Here is a 5,367-nt window from a genome sequence, read left to right on the forward strand (position 1 = left end):
GCTTCGGTGCGCAGGGGGTTGATCTCGGAGACGGCGCCGACGAGCGTGGTCTTGCCGACACCGAAGCCGCCCGCGATGACGATCTTCGCGGAGGTGGTGGCGCGGGTGGGGGCGGCCGCGTTAGAGCTTGCGAAGTCCACTGAGGACCCTTTCGAGCAGCGTGACGTCGGGCTGGTTTCCGGATTCGCCGCCGGAAGCGGGCTGGTGGATGGCGACCAGGCCGGCTTCGGCCAGGTCGGCCACGAGGATGCGGGCCACTCCCAGGGGAAGGGAGAGCAGCGCCGAGACCTCGGCGACGGATTTCACCTCTCTGCACAGGGTGCAGATCCGCTGGTGCTCCGGGAGGAGGGTGGCCAGGCGCTGCGGGTCGACGTCGGCGGAGACCAGGGCCTCCAGCGCGAGCTCGTAGCGGGGCCGGGTGCGACCGCCGGTCATGGCGAACGGTCGGATCAGCGGGCCGGAGTCCGGTTCGTCCTCGAACTCCTCGACGTGCCCGGGTTCCTGGGCCGGCTGGTAGCCGGGGGCCTGGCCGGGCACCGGGCCGGGCGCGGGCGTCGGGTAGCCGGCCGGCGGGGTGTCGAAGGCGGCCTGCGGCCGGGAGTACGGGTCGGGCCGGCCGTACTGGCCGTACTGCTGCTCGGGTCGGGCGTACGGGGCCTGCTGGGGTTGTCCGTACTGCTGGCGACCGTACGGCTGACCGTGGCCGGCGCCGGGTGCTCCGAAGGCGTCATGGCCTGTGCCAGGGTACGGAACGCCGTACTGGCCGCTGCGGTCGTCGGGCGGTGTCACGGTTCCTCTCCTCACAAGGTGCGGCGGTGCGGTGCGAGCTTCGGTACGAGTCCGGAGCCGGTGGTGCGAAGGCCGTACGACGTCCGAACCCGAGCCCGCCGAAGCGGGCCCGGGAAGGACGCGGAGGTACTTCGAATACCTGGACGGTATCCGACGAACCGTCAGTGCAGGAGACTGCCCTGGAGTTCCGCGCGGAGTGCGGGGGTGAGGACGGCGCCGGCTCGGTCGACGAGCAGGGCCATCTCGTAGCCGACGAGGCCGATGTCGGAGTCGGGTGCGGCCAGGACGGCGAGGGCGGAGCCGTCGCTGATGGCCATCAGGAACAGGAAGCCACGCTCCATCTCGACGACGGTCTGGTTGACCTCGCCGCCTTCGAAGATCCGGCTGGCGCCGGAGGTGAGGGAGGTGAGGCCGGAGGCGACGGCGGCGAGCTGGTCGGCGCGGTCACGCGGGAAGCCTTCCGACATGCACAGCAGGAGGCCGTCCGCGGAGACCACCACGGTGTGGGACACCCCGGGGGTGTTGTCCACGAAATTGGTGATCAGCCAGTTCAGGTTCTGTGCGGCCTGGCTCATCTGAGTCAACTCAACGCTCCTGGTGGTTCGAGCCGCCGAAGAGATCGGTGCTCCGGTTCTGTCCGTTGCCGGACTGGTCTACCTGATCGGGGTCGATCCGGAAGCTTCCGGTGTTGCCGGCGCTGCGGCCCTGCTCCACACCGCGGCGCAGGTTGGTGAGGCGGCCACGGACCTCCTCGGGGCTGCGGGAGACCTGCGGCCCCTCCTGCGGGGTGGGCTTGGCGTTGCCGGGCACCAGGTTCTGCTTGGGAACGCGCCGGGGCAGTCCGGCCCCGGTGGTGCCGCTGGACGAGGGCTCGCGCAGCTGCTCGGCACGCTGCCAGTCGCCGTCGTTCGGCGACTGCCAGGTGGAACTGGCGGTCGGGCCGGTCGGGCCGTATCCGCCGAGTGCGGACACGTCGTGGCCGCGGGCCTCGTCGGGCGAGGTGGTGTCCTTGGCGCCGGCGAACCAGTTCGGGGTCTCCCCGGACGGGCTGCCGAGGGCCGGGGCGCTGCCCGGGCCGCCGCCCGCCAGCTGCTGACCGGGGCGGCGCTGGGGCAGCCCGGACGGCAGGGTGGTGGAGGGCTCGGCGGCGGGCAGGGCGGGCGGCTCCGGGGCGTACGGGTGGCCGGCCGGGGCCTCCTCGGCCTGCTGGCCGTAGCCGTCCTGGGCGTACTCGTCCTGCTGGTAGCCGTACTGGTCGTCGGAGTAGCCGCCCTGGTCGTAACCCTGCTGCGGGTACTGGCCGTAGCCGTCCTGGGCGTACTCGTCCTGCTGGTAGCCGCCCTGGTCGTAGCCGTACTGGTCGTCGGCGTACTGGCTCTCGGCGTAGCCCTGGTCGTAGCCCTGCTGCGGGGCGTACTGGTCGTAGCCCTGCTGGTAGTCCTCCTCGACCTCGGCGTCCACCACCGGCGGCTGCGGGGCGCCCTCCAGGGCCGCGCGGCGGACCTGGTCGAGGCGCTGCGAGCGCTGGACGGCCTCCAGGGCCGGGCTGAAGCCGGAGGAGCCGGCGTTGCCGATGCCGGTCAGGTGGTCGTCGAAGCCCAGCTCCGCGGCGCTGCGGTCGCGGCCGTCGGGGGCCCACTCGGAGGTCGGCTCCTGGTCGGCGAAGATCCGGGAGACGGTGAACTGCTCCTCCGGCTCCGGCGCCACCGCGGACTGGGTGACGAACGGCGGGAGCATGACCAGCGAGGTGGTGCCGGCCGACTCGCCGGACGGACGCAGCTGGACGCGGATGTCGTGCCGCTGGGAGAGCCGGCCGACCACGAAGAGGCCCATGCGGCGGGAGATGGTGGCGTCGACCGTGGGCGGCTCGGCCAGCTTCTCGTTGATCTCCGCGAAGTCGTCGGCGGTGAGGCCGATGCCCTTGTCGTGGATCTCGACCAGCACCCGGCCGTCCGGCAGGCGGGTCGCGTTGACCAGCACCCGGGTCTGCGGGCTGGAGAACGAGGTGGCGTTCTCCAGCAGCTCGGCGAGCAGGTGGACGAGGTCGGTCACGGCGGCGCCGACGACCTCGACCTCGGGGATGCCGGACAGCTCGACGCGCTCGTACTGCTCCACCTCGGAGGCGGCGGCGCGCAGCACGTCGACCAGCGGGACCGGGGTGTTCCAGCGGCGGCCGGCCTCCTCGCCGGCGAGGACGAGGAGGTTCTCACCGTTGCGGCGCATGCGGGTGGCGAGGTGGTCCAGCTTGAAGAGGTTCTCCAGCTGGTCCGGGTCGGCCTCGTTGTTCTCCAGGTCGGTGATCAGCGCCAGCTGGCGCTGGATCAGGCCCTGGCTGCGGCGCGACAGGTTGGTGAAGATCGCGTTGACGTTCCCTCGCAGCAGCGCCTGCTCGGCGGCGAGCGCCACGGCCTGCTGGTGGACCTGGTCGAAGGCCCGGGCGACTTCGCCGATCTCGTCCTTGCCGTGCAGCGGGATCGCGGTCACCGAGGTGTCGACCCGGTCGGGGTCGGTCTTGGAGAGCTTCTCGACCAGGTCCGGCAGGCGGTGGTCGGCGATCTCCAGGGCGGCGCTGCGCAGGGTGCGCATGCCGAGGATCATCGAGCGGGCGACGTAACCGGTGAGCAGGCCGGCCAGGATCAGTGCGGCGACGACGATGACCGTGTTCAGGATGGCGTCGTAGAGCGCGTTGTCCTTGAGGTTGCGGGAGTCGGTGAGGACGTCGTCCAGCAGCGCGACTTCGGTGTTCCGCAGGGCCTGGATGTGGGTCCCGGCGGCCTGGTTCCAGTTGTCCGGGGTCAGACCGGCGTTCTTGGCCTCGGCGTACGCGGCGTCGGCGGCGGCCTTGCCCCTCTGCTGCCCGATGGCGGCGGCCTCGGCGTAGTTGGCCGCGAGCGCCAGCAGGCCCTGCATGGTGGGCGCGGTGCCGTTGGGCATCTTGAAGGCCGAGCGGTCCTGGGCGCTGGCCAGGGCGACCTGCGCGTCCGCGTACTTCTTGGCGTCGACGGGGTCGCTACCGGTGGTGAACTCGCTGATCGAGACCTGTTCCAGCTTCTCGGAGACCAGGATCTGCTGGGTCATGTCCTGGTTCTCGTACCGCGTGGTCGCGCCCGTCGAGGCGCCGACCAGCAGGCTGAGCATCAGCGAGCGCTGGGTCGAGGCGGAGGCCTTGGCCAGGGACATCGCGTAGATCGCGCGGCCCTTGCTGGTGGCGTTGGCGGAGCCGTTGCCGACCGAGTTGTCGTAGGCCAGCAGCGGGGCGAACATCGTCGAGTAGGCGCTCGCGGTGGCGCTGGCGAACAGCTCCTTGCCGTACGCGACCTTCCGCAGGTGCGGCAGGTCGACCACCAGGGTCTCGAAGGCCTCGTGGCGGCGCGGCAGCTCGCCGGACTTGTCGGAGGCCGCGTACGCCGCCTCGTAGGCCTTCAGCGCGGCGTCGGTGTCGCCGCGGCGCTTGGTGACCTCGTTGTTCGGGTCCTGCCCGGTCATCAGGGGTATGAGGGTCTTGTCGCGCTCGTTCTCCAGCGCTTCGGCGAGTTCGGTCGCCGCCTTGGCCAGCTCGGCGGTCTTCTCGGCGCGGGAGGCCTTGATGTAGCCGTCGACCGAGGTGTTCACTCGCAGACCGCCGAAGACGAGACTGATGATCACGGGGATCAGCAGGATCGCGATCAGACGGGTCGGCACGCGCCAGTTGCGCGGACGGAGGAAGTCGTACCGGCTGGAGCCGCCGTCGCCCGCAGAACCGGCGCCCGGGCGCGGCTCGCCGGCCGCGGTCGGGGGCTTGGGGGCCGGGATGGTCGGGGTGCGCTCCTCGGTGGGAGTGAACGCGGAGAATCCGGCCTGTTCCGCGGCGGCGCCATTCGGCTCGCTCTGGCGGGGCTCGGAGCGCCGCTGCGGGGCGGGTTGCTGCTTACGCCTCACTCGACTACTACCTCTCGGCCGACTTGCCGGCCATGGATCAATCCAGCGCTACCCCCGGGGCCCTGGCCCGCCGCCGGACAGCCGGCGCGGGATATTCAGGGGTAGCTGGAATTTCAGCACGTGCAGGGATGGGGGACAAACAGCCGCCGCATGACGCCCGCGTCGTCACAATCCGGACAATCAGCGACATGACGGAGCAAATCCGTGGTCACCTGGCGCTGAGTGGCGCTGATTCGCCACACTGCGTCACTGTTGATCACGAAATGCCTACCGAACTGTTATCCGCTGCTTATACGCGGGCCTTGCGCGTGGCCCCCGGAGGATACCGGCCGGTAAGCGCCGCCGCCCCGGCGACCCGTCAGTGTGACGGCTCACCGGGGCCGGACGGTTCCGCTGTTCTCCTGTTCGGTGCGGCGATCGCGCGTTCGACTACCGCAGTCGGGCCAGCAGGGCGTGCTCGACCAGGGTGATCAGGGCGCTCTTGGCGCTGTCCCGCCGCCGGGCGTCGAGCGTGATCACGGGGGTGTCGGCGCCGAGCTGGAGGGCTTCGCGCACTTCGTCCGCCGTGTGCGGCTGGTGGCCGTCGAAGCCGTTGAGGGCGACGACGAAGGGCAGGCCGCTGTTCTCGAAGTAGTCGAGGGCGGGGAAGCAGTCGGCGAG

3 protein-coding genes and 2 pseudogenes are annotated in these 5,367 nt (G+C 71.1%); all 5 read right to left on the reverse strand.

Annotation, left to right across the window (positions count from 1 at the left end; translation table 11 throughout):
• A pseudogene (locus ACZ6Z8_RS39110) lies at positions 1-140 on the reverse strand (ATP-binding protein); the annotation flags it as partial.
• Entirely contained in the window at positions 121-789 is a 669-nt protein-coding gene (locus ACZ6Z8_RS39115; protein ID WP_465614729.1) for a DUF742 domain-containing protein, read from the reverse strand. The gene ACZ6Z8_RS39115 and the pseudogene ACZ6Z8_RS39110, both read right to left, overlap by 20 nt.
• A 161-nt stretch (positions 790-950) precedes the next feature.
• The gene (locus ACZ6Z8_RS39120; protein ID WP_030291361.1) at positions 951-1,364 is read right to left on the reverse strand and encodes a roadblock/LC7 domain-containing protein; all 414 of its coding nucleotides are present in this window, start codon (positions 1,362-1,364) and stop codon (positions 951-953) included.
• A gap of 10 nt (positions 1,365-1,374) precedes the next feature.
• Positions 1,375-4,707, reverse strand: coding sequence for a nitrate- and nitrite sensing domain-containing protein (locus tag ACZ6Z8_RS39125; protein WP_465614730.1), 3,333 nt, complete (start codon positions 4,705-4,707; stop codon positions 1,375-1,377).
• 429 nt (positions 4,708-5,136) lie between these two features.
• Positions 5,137-5,367, reverse strand: a pseudogene (locus ACZ6Z8_RS39130) (ATP-binding protein); the annotation flags it as partial.

It is taken from the genome of Kitasatospora sp. NPDC101108, assembly GCF_055584725.1.

Excerpts from the sequence above, each read along its gene's own strand:
- ACZ6Z8_RS39120 (WP_030291361.1), bottom strand. The coding sequence starts at position 1,364 with ATGAGCCAGGCCGCACAGAACCTGAACTGGCTGATCACCAATTTCGTG.